The 18,165-nt window shown below is 69.1% G+C and carries 7 protein-coding genes; 3 read left to right on the top strand and 4 right to left on the bottom strand.

The window, feature by feature from the left end; translation table 11 throughout:
• The first annotated feature begins 56 nt into the window (after positions 1-56).
• From SNE35_RS15295 to SNE35_RS15285, 3 genes are read left to right on the top strand one after another with little or no spacing between them, the layout of a single operon-like run.
• Positions 57-1,277, top strand: coding sequence for a cation:proton antiporter (locus SNE35_RS15295; protein ID WP_320423777.1), 1,221 nt, complete (start codon positions 57-59; stop codon positions 1,275-1,277).
• Positions 1,274-2,392, top strand: a complete 1,119-nt coding sequence (locus SNE35_RS15290) for a YbdK family carboxylate-amine ligase (protein WP_320423776.1) — start codon at positions 1,274-1,276, stop codon at positions 2,390-2,392. Before SNE35_RS15295 ends, SNE35_RS15290 begins: the two co-directional genes overlap by 4 nt.
• Before the next feature lie 2 nt (positions 2,393-2,394).
• Positions 2,395-3,180 carry a gamma-glutamyl-gamma-aminobutyrate hydrolase family protein gene (locus tag SNE35_RS15285; RefSeq protein WP_320423775.1) on the top strand — a complete coding sequence of 262 codons (786 nt, stop codon included), beginning with the start codon at positions 2,395-2,397 and terminating at the stop codon, positions 3,178-3,180.
• On the opposite strand, the gene SNE35_RS15280 is transcribed toward SNE35_RS15285, so the two are convergent.
• From SNE35_RS15280 to SNE35_RS15265, 4 genes are all read right to left on the bottom strand, one after another.
• A complete protein-coding gene (locus SNE35_RS15280; protein WP_320423774.1) occupies positions 3,177-4,292 on the bottom strand; it encodes a Fic family protein in 1,116 nt (371 codons plus the stop codon). The two genes, SNE35_RS15285 and SNE35_RS15280, sit on opposite strands and share 4 nt — an antisense overlap.
• A gap of 61 nt (positions 4,293-4,353) precedes the next feature.
• Positions 4,354-5,793, bottom strand: a complete 1,440-nt coding sequence (locus tag SNE35_RS15275) for a caspase family protein (RefSeq protein WP_320423773.1) — start codon at positions 5,791-5,793, stop codon at positions 4,354-4,356.
• Between the two features lie 40 nt (positions 5,794-5,833).
• Positions 5,834-16,363, bottom strand: coding sequence for a two-partner secretion domain-containing protein (locus SNE35_RS15270; RefSeq protein WP_320423772.1), 10,530 nt, complete (start codon positions 16,361-16,363; stop codon positions 5,834-5,836).
• A 24-nt stretch (positions 16,364-16,387) separates the two neighbouring features.
• Entirely contained in the window at positions 16,388-18,058 is a 1,671-nt protein-coding gene (locus SNE35_RS15265; RefSeq protein WP_320423771.1) for a ShlB/FhaC/HecB family hemolysin secretion/activation protein, read from the bottom strand.
• Between the last annotated feature and the right edge of the window lie 107 nt (positions 18,059-18,165).

Below are 18,165 nucleotides of genomic sequence, written 5' to 3'. Positions count from 1 at the left end.
GACAGGGTCAGATCAACCACTGGCGGGCTCTCGCGGGCTCGCAAAACAAGCCCTGCATGGAGTCTCTTGCCGCCTATTTCCACATCGACCGCTGGCCGCCGCATCCTGACCTGCTGTTCTGGATCGCGCTGATCCTGCTGGCCGGTGCTTTGCTGGGCGACCTGGTGCAGCGCATGCTGCGCCTGCCGCGCATCATCGGCTACTGCGCCGTGGGCCTGCTGGTCGCGACTTTCGGCAAGGGACTCGGAGACGGCCTGCTGCTCGGCACGGACCGATTGATCGTCGACCTCGCGCTGGCGCTGCTGTTGTTCGAGCTGGGCAGCCGAGTGTCGCTGCGCTGGCTGCGCAACAACCCCCATCTGCTGCTGACCAGCGTGCTGGAATCGCTGCTGGGCTTCTGGGCGATCTTCGCGACGCTGTCCTGGTTCGGCTTTCCGCCCAAGGCGGCGCTGGCGGGCTCGGCGCTGCTGGGCGTCAGCGCCGCCGCGGTGATCGGCCGCGTCGCCACCGAGCTGAAGACGGCCGGCCAGGTCACCGAGCGCATGCTGGTGCTCAGCGCGCTGAACACGCTGTATGCGGTGCTGCTGCTCAAGCTGGTCAGCGGCTGGCTGCACCTTGATCAGCAGGGTGACTGGATCCAGGGTGTGGCGCTGCCGCTTTACACCTTTGCCGGATCGCTGGGCATGGCTGCGCTGCTGGCGGCGGCCGTCGCGGTGGTGCTAAGGCGTTTCGAGTTGCGGGACGAGAACACCGTGCTGTTGCTGCTGGGTCTGGTGCTGCTGTCGGTGACGGCCGCGCGGCTGCTGGGGCTGTCCACGCTGCTGGTGCCGCTGCTGGCGGGCGTGCTGCTGCGCAATACCAGCGAGCGGCCCTGCATCTGGCCGCGCCACTTCGGCACCGCCGGCGGCGTGCTGGTGCTGATGCTGTTCGTGATTGCCGGTGCCGCCTGGTCGTTCTCCGCACTGGGGGCCGGCGTGGCGCTGGCCGCCGCTGCGCTGCTGGCGCGTTGGCTGGTCCGCTCGGCGGTGCTGGTGGGCCTGGCGCATTTCAGCGGCATCAGCCTGCGCCAGGGCGCGGGCCTCGCGCTGACCTCATGGCCGATCTCGGCCACCTCGCTGGTGCTGCTGGCCGAGCTGCGGCTGTCGCACCCGGTGCTGGCGCAAGACCTGACCCCGGTCGTGTTGTCGGCTATCGCGCTGATGGCCCTGCCGGGGCCTGCGCTGGTGCAGGCGGGCCTGTGGATCGCACGTGAATATCGAACGGAGAAGAACCGATGAGTCTGGGCGCATTCGCCGATTCGCGCTCGCTGACGATGGGTGTGGAGCTTGAGCTGCAGATCGTCAACCACCACGATTACGACCTGGCCCCAGCCTCGGGCGACCTGCTGCGCCTGATGGAGAAGGTCAAGCTGCCGGGCGTCGTCACGCCAGAGATCACGGAAAGCATGATCGAGCTGTGCACCGGCATCTGCGTGGACCACGCGCAGGTGCTGGCCGAGCTGACCGAGACGCGCGATGCGCTGGTGGCCCGCGCGGACAAGCTCAACATCGGGCTGTGCGGCGGCGGCACGCATCCGTTCCAGCACTGGAGCGAGCGCCGCATCTACGACAAGCCGCGCTTCCATGAGATCTCGGCGCTGTACGGCTATCTCTCCAAGCAGTTCACGATCTTCGGCCAGCACGTGCACATCGGTTGCCCCGGGCCGGACCAGGCGCTGGTGCTGCTGCACGGCCTGTCGCGCTTCATTCCGCACTTCATCGCGCTGTCGGCCTCGTCGCCCTTCGTGCAGGGCACCGATACCGGCTTCGACTCGGCGCGGCTGAACTCGGTGTTCGCCTTCCCGCTGTCCGGCCGCGCGCCCTTCGTCAATCGCTGGGAAGACTTCGGCGTGTTCTTCGACAAGATGACCCGCACCGGCGTCGTCAAGAGCATGAAGGACTTCTACTGGGACATCCGGCCCAAGCCCGAGTACGGCACGATCGAGGTGCGCGTGCTGGACACGCCGCTGACGATCGAGAAGGCCGCCGCGCTGGCCGGCTACGTGCAGTGCCTGGCGCGCTGGCTGCGCATCGAGAAGCCCTTCGAGCCCGCCGAGGACGACTACCTGCCCTACACCTTCAACCGCTTCCAGGCCTGCCGTTTCGGCCTGGACGGTACCTTCGTCGACCCGAAGACCGGTGAGCACCGCACCCTGCGCGACGACATCGAGTCGACCCTGAAGGCGCTGGAGATCCACGCGATGGAGCTGAAGGCCGAGGGCGCGATCGCGCTGATCCGCAGCGAGCTGGCTGGCTTCGGCAACGACGCCGCCTGGCTGCGCAGCATCCAGGCCAAGGAGAACCTGCTGCCGGAGGTGGTGCGCCGGCAGTGCCTGCGTTGGGCGGGTCACTAGCCATGAGCGAGCCTGCGCCATTACGGATCGGGCTGTCGGCGCGGCTGATGCACAAGCCGCCCGCCGAGCTGGGCTTTCGCAACAAGACCTTGCAGTACCTCGAGCAGGCGATCGCTCACTGGATCATGGCCCACGGCGCAATGGCGCTGATGCTGCCGACGCTGGGTTTCGACGCCGAGGTGGACCGCCGCCGCGTCACCGTGCGCCACTATGTCGACGCGCTGGACGGCCTGGTGATGCAGGGCGGGGCGGACGTCAGCCCCACCAGCTACGGCCAGCAGCCGATGCGGCCCGAATGGTCGGGCGACATCGCCCGCGACCGCTACGAGATGGAACTGCTGGAAGGCTTCCTGGCCCAGGGCAAGCCGGTGCTGGGCATATGCCGCGGCTGCCAGCTGATCAACGTCGCCTACGGCGGCTCGCTGTACCAGGACATCGCCACGCAACTCGCCGAGGCCAAGGCCCACGTTGACGCCGAACTCTACGACCAGCATCACCACGACATCGTCTTCGAGCCCGGCTCGCGGCTGGGCGAGCTCTACACGGGCTATAACGGCGGCCGCGTCACCAGCATCCACCACCAGGCGGTCGACCGCCTCGGCGGCGACCTGGTCGTTGAAGCCCGCGCCACCGAGGACGGCATGGTCGAGGCGATCCGCGCCACCGGCTCCTGCTTCGTCGCCGGCGTGCAATGGCACCCGGAGTTCCACGCGATCAACCCGGAACTGCTCAGCGGGGAGCCTTTGATGAACGGCTTCCTGGACTGCGCCCGGGCCGCCGCGCGTTAGTTCAACTCGTAGCTGGTGCTGCGGCCTCCCGCCGATGACTTGCGCAGCACGCCGCGCACCAGCAGTTCGTTGATGTCCCGCAGGGCCGTGTCCGGCGAGCATTTGGCGATCTTCGCCCACCGGCTGCTGGTGAGCTTGCCGTCCAGGCCATCGAGCAACTGGTTGATCAGGTGTGTCTGCCGTTCGTTCAGCGGCGGGCCAGCCAGGCGCTGCCAGAAGCGTGACTTCGCCAGCACCACGTCAAGCGTCAATTGCGCTTGGTCGACCGCGCGATGCAGCGCGGCGAGGAACCAGGCCAGCCATTCGCTCACGTCCAGTGTTCGCTTCTGCGTGCGTTCGAGGATGTCGTAATAGCTCTTGCGTTCGCGCTGGATCTGGGCGGAGAGGCTGTAGAAGCGCTGCGGGCTGCCGTCGGCACGGGCCAGGAACAGGTCGCCGATGGCACGCGCGATGCGGCCGTTGCCGTCATCGAACGGGTGCAGCGTGACAAACCACAAGTGGGCGAGGGCAGCCTTGATCAGCGCCGGCTCGCCCGATGTCGGGTCGTTGGCCCAGGCGATGAAGCGCGCAGTCTCCTGCGGCAACTGCAGGGCGGGAGGCGCTTCGAAATGCACGCGCTGCCGTCCTTCCGGGCCGGACACCACCTGCATCGGCCCGCCCGCGTCGTCGCGCCAGCGGCCGACGCCGATCCGGGTCAGGCCGGAATATCCGGTGGGAAACAGGGCGGCATGCCAGCCGAACAGGCGTTCTTGGGTCAACGTGGCGGCGGCGCTGGCGGTGGCATCGAGCACCATCTCGACCAAGCCTTCGACGTGCCGATCGACGGGTGCCAACGCGCCGATGTCCATACCCAGCCGACGGGCGATCGATGAGCGCACCGAATCGACCTGGAGATGCTCCCCTTCGATCTCGCTGGTCTTGATCACATCTTCGGTCAAGGCCGACAGGCTGGCCTGGTCACGCAGGTTCAGGCCGACGTCGGCCAGCCGACCGATCAGCATACCCTGCGCGCGGCTGACCTCGGCCAACGGCTGTGTCAGCGCTGGGAGATCGAAGCGCCATTGCGGCCAGTCGTCGGCCTGCCAGATGTATTTGTATTCGCCGCATTCCATGCGGCGATTGTGCGGTGCAATCGCCGCACGGGCAAATCAATCACCGCATGAGCTGCGGCGACTACTTCCGCACGTTGTCCAGCGTCGGCGGTGGCGTGTAGCCCAGTTCGCGGGCGCGGCTTTCCCACTGCGTGGACAGCAGCGGCTGGTTCTGGCTGCGGTAGTGGAGGGCGAGGTCGTAGCTGGCGATGCCGTTGCCCAGGGCGGCGGCGAGTTGCAGCCAGCCCTCGTAGCGGTTCATCCAGTTCGGTGTGTCGCGGCGGGCCTTCTGCAGGTTGCCCAGGCGGGCGGCGGCGTCCTTGTCGCCGCGGCCGGCGCGGTTGAGGTCGCGCTGCAGGTCTTCGTCGTCGGCTTGCGTGCCGGGCAGGTCGAAGGCGGTCTTGAACAGGCGCACGTCGTTGCGGCGCAGCGCCTTCAGCGATTCGGCGGCGCCGCCGCGAGCGACCTTGGCCGTCGCCGCATGCGGGCTGGCCGGATGAGCCTTCAGGAAGGCGTCGGCGGCCTGGATCACATCGGCCGGCCAGACGGCCGCGGTCACCTTCTGCCAATCCTCTTCCTCGACGACTTCATCGGGCTGGGTTGGCGGAGCGGCCGGTGCGATGCCGCGCGGTGCCAGCGTGCAGGAGGTGCGGGTGCTGTCGGCGATGAACGAATCCTGCGCCAAGTTGCGGATCGCCTGCACCGGGAAGTTCAGCATGGTCTCGCGCACGTCGGTGCGCACCAACTGGAACAGGTCGCGGAACTGCGTCTGGTCGGCCGTGCTCTCCATCAGCTTGACCAGCGAGGCGGTGTAGAAAGTGCTGCGATTGGCGTCGGCCGGCGCGACTGCCGGGCGGCCGGCGCCGGTGGAGAAGGCGATCAGACAGTCCGGTGGCGCGACGACCTGGTTGAGGCCGCCGTCGGCCCCGGCCTTCAGGCTGGTGCGGCAGGCGTCGACGACGGCGACGATCGTGCCGCCCTTGCGCGGCGGGATCTTCAGGATCACGTCGTCGATCAGGCGCACGCTGCCGCCGCGCAGCGCGTCGGGCTTGCCGGAGGGGTCCAGGCCGGCGGGCAGCAGCAGGTTGGTCGCATCCACCTGGATGCCGTGGCCGGAGAAGTAGAAGAACAGCGTGGCGTCCGCTGGCGCGGCGGCGGCCTTGGCGATGAAGTCGTCCAGCGTCTTGCGCGAAGCCGGCAGGTTGCCGTTGAGCGCGTCGCTGACCTCGAAGCCGCGCTTCTCCAGCACGTAGCCCAGGTCATGGACGTTCTTCGGGATCGGCGGCAGGTCGAAGGGCGCTGGGTATTCGCTGTTGCCCATCAGCAGCGCGAGGCGCACTTCCTTCTGCGCCTGCAGCAGGTCGGTCGAAGCGGTGGCGGAATCAGCGGCGGCGAAGGCGGCGCGGCTGACGAGCGGGCCGCCGAACAGACTGCCCAGGCCGGCCAGCATCGAGCTTTGCAGGAGCTTGCGCCGGTGTGGCGCGATCGGGGAGGTCTGGGATAGCGAGGACGTGGACTTCATGAGGGTCGCCTGCAGCCTTTTGTAGAGTCTGATCCTAAACCTAGGGATTGCAAGAGGAATTCTCACAGCTCGGCGGTGCCTGGACGCCCCCCGAACCGGTGGTTGCCGCGCGACCGGGGCCGACCTCGGCAATCACGCCCGAACGCAGCCGCACGGTCACGTTTTCGGTGCGGACCGCTTCCTCGAAGCGGTCGCGCCGCGACGATTCCGACACCGCCGTCACCGAGGACAGCGCGCTGGTCAGCTGCGGCACCGCCGGCAGCACGTTGTTGTAGAAGACCGGGATCTCGCCGGACTTGCCCGCGCCGTCGTGGAACAGGCTGTAGCCGCCCGCACCCGATTCGGGGCCCAGCAGGAAGATGGCCGTGCTGCCCTGGGCGCCGGCCAGCGGCCGCACGGTCAGGAAGCCGGAATCCGGCCCGTCGGTGCGGTTGCCGATGGAACGGGCGCCGATTGACACGTGGATGCCGGCATCGCCGCCCGCGCCGAAGCTGAAGCCCTGGTCGAATGCGCCGGGCAGCAGGTTCAGCAGCAGGCCCGGCTGCGACAAGGTGGTGCCGGCGGCGACGTTGTCGTAGGGCAGGCGGGCCGCGATGACGGAACTGCCGGTGGTGGCGAGCTTGGCGGCGCTGATCTCGATCACGTCGGCCTCGATGCCGCTGCCCGCGATGTTCAGCTGCTGGCCGGCCAGCTTCACGATGCTCTGGATGCCGACGTTGCCCTGCACATTGGCCGACCAGGCGGTGTTGAACGCCGCGCCGCTGAGCACTTGCACGCCGCCGGCGATCTGATTGCTTTCCTGGTTCAGGTTGATCGACCCGAGCGCGCTGACCGTCAAGGTGGCGCCTTCGGCGATGTTCAGGATGCTGCCATCCCCCTGGGTCAGCGTGGTTTCGGCGAAGGCCAGCGACTTGTCCGTCAGCGGGATCACGGCCGTCGGGGTGGCCTCCGCCTTGGCCGCGTCAGGCGCGGCGCGGGCGACCAGCGCCAAGGTGCCGCCGGTCTGCGTCAGCGTGCCCTGCAAGGTCAGGTGCTCGGCGCTGATCTGGCCGCCGTTGGCGAGCTGGACCGTGCCCAGGGTGAGGTCCTGTGGCGCCATCAGCTGGACGCTGTCGGCGCTGATGTTCAGCGGCTGGCTGCCGAGCTGGTTGCTGCTCTGCAGTGCTTCCAGCGCGCCGCCGGCCTGCAAAGTGATCGGCGTAGCGCTGGCGATGATCAGGCCACCGCCGTAGCGCTGGCCGGCGGCCGTGGTGACGTTGCCGTTGACGGTCACCGCGCCATCGGCGGACAGCGAGGCGATCGTCTCGTTGCCGGCCAGTGTCAGCGTCGCGCCGGCCGCCACGTTGACGGCAGAGGCGTCCGGCAGCCGTTCGGCGCCGGCCGTCAGCAGCGCGCCGCCGCTGACCTGGGTCGTGCCCGCGTAGGCGTTCTGCGTGCTGCCCAGCGTCAGCTGACCCTGGGTCAGCTCGAGGCCGCCGCTGCCGGTAACGGCGTTGTCCAGGCTCACCGCATCGCTGCGGGCAAAACGCAGCAGGCCGCGGTCGTCGACCGCGCCGCTGCCGAGGCTGCCGCTGGTGGCGTTCGCGCCGCCGCTGCCGATCTGCAAGGTGCCGGCCTCGATCAGTGTGCCGCCGGCGTAGGTGTTGTCGCCGGTCAGGGTCAGCGTGCCGGCGCCTTGCTTGGTGAGGCCGCCGCTACCGATGAGGGTGCCGGCGAACAGGCTGTCGGCACCATCGCCGCCGAGCGCCAGGCGCGCGCCGTTGTCGAGCTGCGCCTGGCCCGGGCCGGTGAGGCTGGCGATCGTCTCATCGGCCAGCAGGTTCAGCCGCGCGCCGGCGGCGAGGGCGACCTGCGCCGTGTCGGCCAATGCCGCGCCGCCGCTCAGCTGCAGGGTACCGGCGTCGATGGCGACCGCGCCGGTGAAGCTGTTGGTGCCGCTCAGCAGCAGCGTGCCCGTGCCGGTCTTGGCGAGACCGCCGCTGCCGGTGATGCTGCCGGCGAAGGCGCTGTCCGCGCCGCCGGCACCGATCGTCAGCAGCGTGCTGGCGTTGCTGAGTTCCACCGTGCCGGCGCCGTTCAGCGCGCTCAGGGCGAGTGCCTGACCGGTGCTCAGCGATGCGCCGGCCGCGACGTTCAGCGTGGTGTTGACGGGCAGGGCGTTCACGCCGGCCAGCAGCAGGCGGCCGGCGTCGACGCGGGTCTCGCCGCGCCAGTCGCCGGTGCCCGACAGGGTCAGCGTGCCCGTGCCGGCCTTCGTGACGCCACCGGCCGCGCCGGTGATGCTGCCGGCGAAGGCGCCGTCCTGCACGCTCGTATCCACCGTCAGGCGGGCATCACCCAAGGTCACGGCGCCGCTGCCCAGTAGCGCGCCGATCGTTTCGTCGCCGGCCAGGTTCAGTGTGGCGCCGGTGCTGATGTCCAGCGCGGTGCCGTCCGCCTGCGCCTGGCCGCCGGCCAGCACCAGAGTGCCGGCCTGCAGCAGGGTCGTGCCGCTCTGCGTGTTGGTGCCGGACAGGGTCAGCGTTCCGCTGCCGAGCTTGGTCAGGCCACCGCTGCCGTCGATGCTGCCGGAGAAGGTCGTCGAGCTCTGATCGGCACCGGCCGCGAGGCGGAAGCTGCCCAGCGCCACCCGGCCGCTGCCGGCCAGTGAGCCGATCGTCTGGTCGGCACCCAGCTGCAGCAGCGTGCCGGTGACCAGCGTGAGGGCCGAGTTGGCCGACAGCGCGCCGTCCGCCAGCAGCGTGCCGGCGTTGACGAGCGTGGCGCCGTGGCGCGTGTCGCTGCCGGAGAGCTGCAGCAGGCCGTCGCCGGTCTTGGTGAGGCTGCGTGCGCCGCCCGTCTCGGCAACTGCGCCGGCCAGCTGCAGGCTGGCGCCGCTGCCGACTTCGAAGATCGTGTCCGCGCCCAAGGTCAGCGCGCCGTCGATGCGGCTGCTGCCGCTGGCGCCGCGGATCAGGCCGCCGTCGGCCAGCAGCGCATTGCTGAAGTCCGCGCCATCGCGCAGCTCCAGCGTGCCCGCGGGGCCCAAGGTCAGCGTGCCAGGGCCCAGATGGGCGCTGGCACCGCTGAGCACCAGCGTGCCCGATTGCAGATCCGTGCCGCCGAGGTTGCCCAGGCCCGTACCGACGATCAGCACGCCGCTGCCCTGCTTGACCAGCAGCGCCGTGCCGGTGAAATCGCCGCTGAACTGGGCCGTGCCGGGCAGGCTGACGCTCAGCGTGTCGGACACATGGGCCTCGGTCAGCGTCATGTCGTTGGCGTCGACCAGGGTCACGTGTGCGGCGGCCGGCAGGGCGATCGTGGCGAAGTCGTTGGCTACCGTGTCGAGCACGATGTCGCCGCTGCCGGCATTCAGCGTGCTGAGGCCATCGACCTGCAGTGCGCCGCTCTGGCCGATGTTGCCGCCGTCGGTCTCCACGCCCAGCGTGCCGTAATGGCCACCGGCCAGGGTGACGCCGCCCAGCGCGACGAGGCTCAACTGCGCCGCATCGCCGCTCACGACGAGGCCATCGGCCCGCGTGTCGACATCGCGCAGGCTCACGCTGCCGAAGCCAGGTCCGCCCGCTGCGAGCCGCGCGGTGTTGAGATCGTTGTCGGCAGTGCCCAGGTTCGCATCGAGCGGCGCCGAGCCGGTGGCCGTCAGCGTCAGGTCGCCGCTGACGCTGATCGCGCCGAGCTGGCTGATGCCGCGGCCGCTGGCCAAGTTCAGCGTCGTGTAGCTGCCGCCGGTCAGCACCAGCGGGCCGTCGCCACTCAGGTTCAGCAGCACGGCGTTGCCGCCGACCGTCAGCGTGCCGGTGCCCGACAGCGTGGCCGACTGGAATGGTGTCGTGCCGCTCAGCTGCACGCCGCTGCCGTACTGGTTGGCCGTATCGGTCAGAACCACCGTCGCGGCCGTGCCGGCCGAACTCAGCGTGCTCAGGCCGCCGATGGTCAGCGTGCCGCCTTGGGCGATGCTGCCCGCGGCCTGCAGGTTCAGTGCGCCACCGATCGTGGAGGCCGACAGCAGGATGTGGTCCCCGGCCAGCGTGGCATCGCCCGCTGTGTTCAGTGCGATCGTCTTGCCGTTGAGGACATTGGCCTGGTCCAGCGTGATCGAGCTGCCGGTGAAGCTGTTGCCGTCGGCATTGAGCGTCAGCGCCGCGGTCTGCGTGATCGCGCCGCTGGCGTTGACGACCAGCTTGCCGCCGATGCTGCTGGTGCCCAGCGTGATCGCATCGCCGGCCAGCGTGACGTCGCCGCCGCTGGCGAGCGCGAGGCTCTTGCCGCCGAAGACGTTGCCGACCTGGTCCAGCACGATCGCCTGCGCAGCCGAGAAGCTGCTGCCGTCCGCACCCAGTGTCAGCGCGCCGGTCTGCGTGATGCCGCCAGTGCTGGCATCGAGCACCAGCTTGCCGCCGACGCTGCTGGCGGCCAGCACGATGGCGTCGCCCGTCAGGGCCGAGTCGCCACCGCTGGAGAGGGTGACGGTCTTGCCGTTCAGCACATTGGCGGCGGTCAGCGAGATGTCTTGCGCGGCGCTGAAGCTGCTACCGTCGGCGCCCAGTGTCAGTGCGCCGGTCTGGCCGATGCTGCCGGTGCTGGCGATGGCCGTCAGCTTGCCACCGATCGTGCCGCCCGCCAGCCCGAAGGCATCGGCGGTCAGCACGGTATCGCCTCCGCTGTTCAGGGCCACCGTGTGGCCACCGAACTGGTTCGCCAAGGTCAGCGCGATGGCCTGGCTCGCCGTGAGGCTGCTGCCATCGGCACCGACCGAGAGCGTGCCGGCCTGGCCGATATTGCCTGCCGTCGCGTTGGCGACTAGCTTGCCGCCGATGGTGCTGGCGCCGAAGTACAGCACGTCGGCTTTGACACTGACGTCACCGCCGTTGGTGCTGAAGGCGATCGACTTGCCGCCGAAGAGGTTGGCCTGCGTCAGCGCGATCGCGCGGCCCGCACCGCTGGTCGTGAAGAGGCTGCCGTCGGCGCCCAGGCTCAGCGCGCCGGTCTGCGCGATGGCGCCGGAGACAGCCGTAGCGGTCAGCTTGCCACCGATCGTGCTGGCGGCGAGGGTGAGGCTGTCCGACTTGACCGCGACGTTACCGCCGCTGCTGAAGGCCACGTCGTGCGTGCCGAACTGGTTGGTGCTGGTCGATAGATCGATCGCGCCGCTGGCGCCGAAACTGCTGCCGTCGGAGCCGAGCTGGATCACGCCGGTCTCGGTGATGTCGCCGCCGGTGGCCGTGGCGGTCAGCTTGCCGCCGATGTTGCTGGCGGCGAGCTTCAGCGTGGCGGACTTGACGGCGACGTTGCCGCCGCTGGTGAACGCCAGGTCATGCGTGCCGAAGAGGTTGGTGCTGGTCGACAGGTCGATCGCGCCGCTGGCACTGAAGCTGCTGCCGTCGGCACCGAGCTGGATCGCGCCGGTCTCGGTGATGCTGCCCGCGGTGGCCGTGGCGGTCAGCTTGCCGCCGACAGTGCTGGCGGCCAGCTTGATCGCATCGGCTTTGACGGAGGTGTCGCCACTGCTGTGCAGCTCGATGGTCTTGCCGTTGAAGACGTTCGCCTGGGTCAGCAGGATGGCCTGGTTCGTGCCGGTGGTCGTGAATTTGCTGCCGTCGGCGCGGAGCGTCAGCGCGGCGGTCTGCGTGATGGCGCCGGTATTGGCGCTCAGCGTCAGCTGGCCGTCGACGTCGCTGGCGGCGAGCTTGATTGCATCGGCCGTCAGCGAGGCGTTGCCGCCGCTGGTGTTCAGCGAGACCGTATGACCGTTCAGCAGGTTGGCCTGCGTCAAGGTGATCGCCTGGTTGGCCGCGCTGGTGGTGAAGGTGCTGCCGTCGGCGCCGACCGAGAAGGCGCCGAGCTGGCTGATGCTGCCGGTGTCCGAGATCAGTACCAGCTTGCCCGGCAGGCTGGTCGCGGCGGCGGGCATCTGGATGCTGCCGACGTTGCGCAGCGCCAGATCGCCGTGGGTGGTGAACGTATCGCCGCCAGCAGCTAGGCCGGCGAGGCTGTTGGCCTGGGTGGACAGGTCGATCGACTGACCGGCGGCCACCGTGAAACTGCTGCCCGAGGCACCGGTCGTGACCCCACCGCTTTCGCTGATGCCGCCACTGGTCGTCGTCGCCTGCAGCGTCGTGCCGATCTGCGAGGTGGCGAACTTCAGCGCATCGGCGTTGATGGTGGTGGTGCGGTTGCTGGCGAAGGCTACGGCGTTGGTGCCGAAGGCGTTGTTGCCCGAGAGCGCGATCGTCGCGCCGGTGCCGTTGGCAGTGAAGCTGCTGTCGCCGTGGATCGTGATCGCGCCGGTCTGGCTGATGCCGGTCGTGCCAGTGGCCGTGGCGACGAGGCTGCCGACGTTGCTGGTGCCGAAGTTGAGCCGGTCGGCCGAGACCTTGGTGGCGCCGCTGCTGGAGAAGACGGTGTCGAAGCCGCCGAAGACATTGGTGCTCGTCGACAGGTCGATGCTGCCGCTGGCGCCGAAGGTGCTGCCGTTGGCGCCGAGCTGGATCACGCCGGTCTCGGCGATATTGCCGCCGGTGGCCGTGGCGGTCAGTTTGCCGCCGATCGTGCTGGCGTCGAAAGTGAGGCTGTCGGACTTGACGGCGACGTTGCCGCCGCTGGTGAAGGCCACGTCGTGCGTGCCGAACTGGTTGGTGCTGGTCGACAGGTCGATCGCGCCGCTGGCACCGAAGCTGCTGCTGCCGGCGCCAAGCTGGATCACACCGGTCTCGGTGATGTCGCCGCCGGTGGCGGTAGCGGTCAGCTTGCCGCCAATGTTGCTGGCGGCGAGCTTCAGCGTGGCGGACTTCACGGCGACGTTGCCGCCGCTGGTGAACGCTAGGTCATGCGTGCCGAAGAGGTTGGTGCTGGTCGACAGGTCGATCGCGCCGCTGGCGCCGAAGCTGCTACCGTCGGCGCCGAGCTGGATCGCGCCGGTCTCGGTGATGTCGCCGCCGGTGGCTGTGGCCATCAGCTTGCCGCCTATGGTGCTGGCGGCCAGCTTGATCGCATCGGCCTTGATCGTGGTATCGCCGCTGCTGTGCAGCTCGACGGTCTTGCCGTTGAAGACGTTGTCCTGGGTCAGCAGGATGGCCTGGTTCGTGCCGCTGGTCGTGAATCTGCTGCCGTCGGTGTGGAGCGTCAGCGCCGCGGTCTGGGTGATGGCGCCGGTGTTGGCCGTAAGGATCAGCGGGCCGCCGACGTTGCTGTCGGCCAGCTTGATCGCTTCGGCCGTGAGCGAGGCGCTGTCCGCGCTGTTGCTGGTGTTGGTGTTCAGCGAGACCGTGTGGCCGTTCAGCAGGTTGGCCTGCGTCAAGGTGATCGTCTGGTTGGTCGCGCTGGTGGTGAAAGTGCTGCCATCGGCGCCGACCGAGAAGGCAGCAACCTGGCTGATGCTGCCGGTGTCGGAGGTCAACACCAGCTTGCCCGGCAGGTTGGTGGCCGCGGCGGGCACCTGGATGCCGCCGACGTTGCGCAGCGCCAGGTCGCCATGGGTCGTGAACGTATCGCCGCCGCTGGCTAGGCCCGCGAGGCTGTTGGCCTGGGTGGACAGGTCGATCGACTGCCCGGCGGCCACTGAGAAGTTGCTGCCCGACGCGCCGGTCGTGACCGCGCCGCTCTCGCTGATGCCGCCGCTGGTTGTCGTGGCCTGCAGCGTCGTGCCGATCTGCGAGGTGTCGAAATTGAGCTGGTCGGCCGAGACCGTGGTGGTTCCGCTGCTTGTGAAGGCCACGGCGTTGGCGCCGAAGACGTTGGCGCCGGAGAGCGTGATCGTGGCGGCGCTGAAGCTGCTGGCACCGTGGATCGTGATCGCGCCGGTCTGGCCGATGCTGGTCGTGCCGCTCGCGGTGAGGCTGCCGACGTTGCTGGTGTCGAAATTGAGCTGGTCAGCGGAGACCGTGGTGGCACCGCCACTGGTGAAGCGCACGGCATTGGCGCCGAAAGCGTTGGCGCCGGACAGCATGATCGCGGCGGCGTCGAAGCTGCTGGCACCGTGGATCGTGATCGCGCCGGTCTGGCCGATGCCGGTCGTGCCGGTCGCGGTGGCGCTGAGGCTGCCGACGTTGGTGAGATCGAAGTTGAGTTGGTCGGCCGAGACCGAGGTGGCACCGCTGCTGCTGAAGCGCACGGCATTGGCGCCGAAGGCGTTGGTGCCGGACAGCGTGATCGCGGGGGCGTTGAAGCTGCTGGCACCGTGGATCGTGATCGCGTCGGTCTGGCCGATGCCGGTCGAGCCGGTCGCGGTGGCGGCGAGGCTGCCAACGTTGGTGAGGCCGAAGTTGAGCTGGTCGGCCGAGACCGTGGTGGCTCCGTCGCTGTTGAAGCGCACGGCATTGGCGCCGAACGCGTTCGTGCCGCCGAGCGCGATCGCCGCGCCGGTTGTAGTGTTGGCCGTGAAGCTGCTGGCGCCATGGATCGTGATCCCGGCGCCTTGGCCGATGCCGACTGCGCCGGTGGCCGTCGCGCTGAGGCTGCCGACGTCGGTGAGGCCGAAGTTGAGTTGATCGGCCCATACGGTCGTCAGGCCCGCGCTGGTGAATGAGACGGCGTTGGCGCCGAAGACATTGGCTCCGGGCAGCGTGATCGTCGCGCCGGCGGCGCTCGCGATGAAGCTGCTGGCACCGTGGATCGTGATCGCGCCGCTCTGGCCGATGCCGGTCGTGCCGGTGGCCGTCGCGCTCAGGGCGCCGACCTCGGACTGACCGATATTGAGCCGATCGGCGGATACCGTCGTCAGGCCGCCGCTGTTGAAAGCGACGGAATTGGCGCCGAAGAGGTTGGCGCCGCCCAGCGTGATCGTCGCGCCGCTACCGGTCGTCGTGAAACTGCTGTTCTGGGCACCGACCGACAGCGCGCCGGTCTGCGTGATGTTACCGGTCGTCGTCACGCTGATCGCGCCGCCCGTCGCCGTGATCGCCGGCAGCGCCATCGCACCGGTGCCCTCGAGGGTGATGTTGGCGCCGGCGAGGCTGGCGGTACCTGTGAAGCTGATGCCGCCGGTGCCGGAGGCGGCCGAGCCGCCATTCGAGGTGAACGTGTGGTTCGCTGATAGCACCAGGTCGCCTTTGACGCTGATCGGGGTGCTGACGGCGATGTTGTTACCGGCCTGCAGGGTCAGGGAGTGGCTACCGCTGGCCACGTTGATCGCTGTGCTGACCGTGATGTTGTTCGTGGCCTCGAGCAGCAGGTCTGCGTTGGCGAGGCGAGCCTGCACGGTCGCCGCGGTGATCTGGCTGTTGACTCCGTTGAAATCGAACCAGTTCACCGTGTTGCCGGTGAGGTCGTTGGCCGGCGGCGCCGTGCCGTCCAGGTTGGCTACGCTGCCGATGGTCAGATTCAGTGGGTCCAGCAGCAGGCTACCCGTGCGTCCCAGCGGCGCAAGCAGGTCCGCGTCACCTACAAAATTCAGGAACTGCCGCCCGGATACTTCCGCCGAACCGCCGTTGCCGCCCTGCGGGCCGCCTCGGGCGGAGAGCTGGCCGTAGTAGTTGGTGGCGTCTTCCGACCAGACCACCACCGTGCCGCCGTCGCCCTTGTCGAGCGCATCGGCAGTCAGGCGCGCGGTGCTGGTCACCCAGGTCTTGCTGGCGTTGTGCTCGGTGCCTTCACCGTGGAAGCCGCCGCCAAGCTCAATGCTGCCGCCGCCGGCCATTCCGTTGGCGTCGATGCTGCCGGACAGGGCTAGCTTGTCGCCCAGGATCGTGGCGCTGCCGCCGTGCTCGCCGGCGCCACTGCCAGAGACGTCGACGCGCCCAGCGATGCTGGTGACACCGTCGCTACCGCCGTCGATGACGACCTTGCCATTCTTCACCCCCAGCGAGCGAGCCTGGACGATGCCGTCCATGTTCAGCACCGTGTCGGCGAAGCCGGCGCGAGCCTGGGCGCGTAGCTCGGCCGTGCCACCGTCGGCCTTTAGCGTGCCGAGCATCTGCAGCCGTGCGGCCAGGTTGTCGTTGCGGACGTCGAAGAAGATCAGGCCGTCGCCCTCGACGTCCACCCGCACGCTGCTGGCCGCGGCCAGGCCCACGCGCTGGGCTTCGAGCGTGCCGGTCACCGTCAGCTGCGGTGAGACGAGCGCGATCGTGCCGCCGGGCGCGGAGATGGCGCCGTCGGCCTGCAGCAGGCCGGGCGTGGCCGCGCCGGCGTCGAGCTGGATGCGGCCGGCCAGGAAGTCCTCGTTGCTCAGGTTCAGCGTGCTGGCGAGGAAGCTGCCGGTGTCGATGCGCGAGCCGGCGCCCAGCAGGATGCCGCGCGGGTTCAGCAAGAAGACGCGGCCGTTGGCCTGGATCTGGCCGAGGATCGTCGAGGGGTTGTCACCGATGACGCGGTTCAGCAGCACCGCGCTGGCGCTGGGCTGATCGATGCGCACGATCTCGCCGCTGGCGACGGAGAAGCTGTTCCAGTCGATGATCGCCTTGCTCGTGCCTTGCTGGATATCCAGGCCGTTCGGGCGCGACTGCAGCGTGGCCTGGCCGTAGACGACGGTGCCGCCCTGCGGCGTGGCGAACGACAGGCCGGGTGCACCGACGAGGCAGGCCGCCAGGGCCAGGAGCTTCAGGCGCGGACGCCGCGTGGTTTGGCGGTTCATGCGGAGCTTCATCGTGAAACCTCTTCAGAAGAACCAGGTGCCCTGCAGGTACAGGCGCACCCTCGATTCGTCGGCCGCTGCGACGGCCGTGTTCTCGCTGCCCAGGCGCGAGGCGATGCTCATGCGCAGCGCGTAGGCGGCGGGCCGAGCCCAGACCAGCGAGAAGCCGGCGTCATAGAGCGAGGCGGTGTTGACGTAGCTCGGGTCGCGCGGAATGCGCGAGGCGTCCTTGCGCAAGGTGATGCGGGCGCCGTCGACGAACACGCCCAGCACCAGCTCGCGCGCAAAGCGGCCGAACCAGGCCTCGGGCGGCAGCCAGCGCAGCTCGGCAGAGACGATGGTCCCGCTGTCGCCGGTGCCGTCGCCGGGGCCGTAGCCGCGCAGGCCGTCCGGGCCGCCGGCGCGGAACTGCTCGGTCGAGTCGAGGTTGTTCATCGCCAACTGGCCGCGCAGGTTGAAGTAGCCGAGCAGCCGGCCTTCGACGATGCTCTGCAGCCGCGAGTACGCGTAGCTGAACTTGCCGAAGTTGTCGTCGTCGTCCGAGCCCGAGGGCTTCTGCTTGGCGAAGCTCAACTGGCCATGGCTGTAGTTCAGCTCGAAGGTGTTGACGGCGCCACCCAGCAGGCTGTCGCGGAAGTCGCCGGTGATGCCCAGCACGCCGTCGCGGATCGTCTTCTTGGTGTCGATCGCGGAGATCGTGTCGTCGTAGCGTTTCTCGTCCAGCGCGGTCAGCGAGAACAGGTTCAGGTTGCGCGAGCGCACCCAGGGGTAGAGCACGTAGACGTTGGCGGTGTTCCCGCTGCCGTGCAGGTCCAGCGGGAAGTCGGTCTTGTCGAGCGCGTACTTCAGTGTGGAGACCGAGATGCCGGCCTTCAGCCCGTTCGAGCCGATCGGCGTGTTGTAACCGATCAGTGCGAACTTCAGCCCGCCGCCGCCCGAGACCAGGGCCGAGGCCGAGACGCTGTCGCCGCGGCCCAGCGGGCTGTTCCAGTAGCCGGTGGCGCCGAGGCGGATGCGGCCGATGTACTTGGAGCCGTTCATGTCGCCGTCGGCCTTCAGGTCGAAGCGCGGATCGCCCGTCGGCGTGAACTCCAGGATCGCCGTGCCCGGCTGCGTGCCGGGCTTCACCTCGGCCCTCACGTTGACGCCGCGCAGGTCGTTCAGCAGGAAGACGACGCGCTCGACATCCTGCACCTTCAGGATCGAGCCCGGCTTCAGCCGGTCGATGTAGGCCTGCAGCACCTCGCGCCGGACCGGTAGCTTGTCCGCGTCCTTGAGCACGGCGCGGTCCAGCCGGCCTTCGAGGATCGCGATGCGCACACTGCCGTCCTCCGGCGTCTGTGCCGGCAGGTAGGCATAGCCCAGGTAGTAGCCCAGCTCGCTCTGCAGGAAGCGGGTGACGGCGCTGGTGGCGTTGACGAGGTCTTCGTAGTTGCGCCCCTTGCCGACGAAGGCGGCGGTCAGCCGGGGCAGGGCGGCCTTCAGCGACTCGGGCGCCGAGTCGTCGACGGTGTAGCGCTGCACGTCCAGGCTGAGCTGGTCGTTCTCGGGCCGGGGCATTTCCGGCGGCAGCGGGCGGATGTCCGGTGGCGGTGCCTCGGTCGGGCGCAGCGGCTCGAGCTGGCGGGTGAGTTCGCCGGGTGTCGGGACTACCGTGGGCGTGGTGTTGGTCTGCGCCTGGACCGTGGCGGCCATCAGCGCAAGGCTCAGCGCGGCAGGTACGCTGCGCCATCCTTCTCGAACGTACCCTGGAGCACGCAGCATGAACACTCCCGGCGCAGAGCCGGGTCAGGCCGGGTCGC

This window comes from Roseateles agri, assembly GCF_034043675.1.
GTDB lineage: Bacteria > Pseudomonadota > Gammaproteobacteria > Burkholderiales > Burkholderiaceae_C > KK5.
This window is presented reverse-complemented; position numbering and strand designations above follow the sequence as displayed.

Coding starts and splice junctions, on each gene's coding strand:
- SNE35_RS15285 (WP_320423775.1), top strand. CDS start 2,395: ATGAGCGAGCCTGCGCCATTACGGATCGGGCTGTCGGCGCGGCTGATG.
- SNE35_RS15270 (WP_320423772.1), bottom strand. CDS start 16,363: ATGAACCGCCAAACCACGCGGCGTCCGCGCCTGAAGCTCCTGGCCCTG.
- SNE35_RS15290 (WP_320423776.1), top strand. CDS start 1,274: ATGAGTCTGGGCGCATTCGCCGATTCGCGCTCGCTGACGATGGGTGTG.
- SNE35_RS15295 (WP_320423777.1), top strand. CDS start 57: ATGGAGTCTCTTGCCGCCTATTTCCACATCGACCGCTGGCCGCCGCAT.
- SNE35_RS15275 (WP_320423773.1), bottom strand. CDS start 5,793: ATGAAGTCCACGTCCTCGCTATCCCAGACCTCCCCGATCGCGCCACAC.
- SNE35_RS15280 (WP_320423774.1), bottom strand. CDS start 4,292: ATGGAATGCGGCGAATACAAATACATCTGGCAGGCCGACGACTGGCCG.
- SNE35_RS15265 (WP_320423771.1), bottom strand. CDS start 18,058: ATGGCCGCCACGGTCCAGGCGCAGACCAACACCACGCCCACGGTAGTC.